The organism is Ruegeria atlantica (assembly GCF_947495585.1).
GTDB classification, from domain to species: Bacteria; Pseudomonadota; Alphaproteobacteria; order Rhodobacterales; family Rhodobacteraceae; genus Ruegeria; species Ruegeria atlantica_G.
This window is the reverse complement of sequence record NZ_CANLZK010000043.1, coordinates 1-1,173: the sequence shown is the minus strand read 5'-3', so window position 1 is coordinate 1,173 and position 1,173 is coordinate 1. Positions and strand designations below refer to the sequence as shown.

The window sequence follows — 1,173 nt, the reverse complement described above, 5'->3', positions numbered from 1 at the left end:
CTCAGGTTACCTGTTTCATCCACTTTCTGAGGACCTCAAGCGGGTAACCTTTCCCGTAGGAATGGCCTACACCATCTGTACGCCAACCTCCGATCTGATCGACCACGTCTGCTGGACACTCTACGGCTCTCAGACGATCCCGCATTGAGTGCCTGAAACCGTGCATGGTGTATCCCGCTGGGACAAGTTCCTTCATCCACTTGTTCAAGGCGGCACTAGCCGCATTGGCATTTGTGGTATCGGACCTGTTGTATCTTGGGAATGCGAACTGAGACGAGCCAGCTTCTTTGAGTATGCGCTGCGCTGCCCATCTAGCGTTTCCTTCAAGTGGTACATCACGTTCACTGTCCTGCGTCTTCAAACGACGCCATGGATGGTGGCGAACGCGAACTGAGAGAGAACCATCATCCGCACACATGAAGTCCTCTTTTCCCAGCCCAGCAGCCTCTGCAAGCCGCATGCCTGTGTCTGAAACCAAAGCCACCAACCAACGCAAGTCGTCATCAAGTTCCCTGCATTTCGCCTGAACGGTCACTATCGCTTCTCTAGGCAATGGGTTGCGGCCAGAGACCCCAGCTGAGCGGTCGTAGTAAACTCCAGAGAAAGGGTTGTGCAGCGAAAGCCCCTGCTCACTCGCCGCGAAGTTGGTAACGGCTCTGACTGTACCGAAAACCCTTGTGAGACTGCTACCCGCGAGACCACGCGCGATGAGTGCGTCGCGGAACTTGTTCGCGTCCGCTTTGGTATAGACTTCGAGGTGTTTGTCGCCACAGGCATCAATCACGTAGCCACATGCTCTCTGAGCGCCCCGGTGAAACGTCAAGGGGCGCCCTTGGCCCTTCTGTGTAAGATAAATCTCGACTGCCTCAGACAACAGTACAGAGGCAGCAGAAGTCTCGTTCAGAACAACTGGTGTTACGGCGGAGCTGGCTGCGCCAAGACGCAACATGTGCTTTCCAGGCAGTTCTGTATCCTGCGACCTCAGGTGAAACCAATACTCATCCAGTTGATCAGCCGCTCTTCTTGCTCTCGTCGCCGCCACGTTTGCCGAGTGAGTACGCAAAGAAAATGCGATCCGAGAAGACGAGTAGTAGCGGCAAAGCTCTTTGGGGATACGGCGACTGAAGTAAAAAACACCCTCTTTCACGAAGGTGTACTTGGGTGAAATGGTCT

1 protein-coding gene is annotated in these 1,173 nt (G+C 54.4%); it reads right to left on the bottom strand.

Features of this window, described 5'->3' with window-relative positions:
* Position 1 precedes the first annotated feature (1 nt).
* The coding region (locus QMP16_RS23490) for a DUF6538 domain-containing protein (protein ID WP_282154382.1) at positions 2 to 1,173 on the bottom strand (1,172 nt) is incomplete at its 5' end.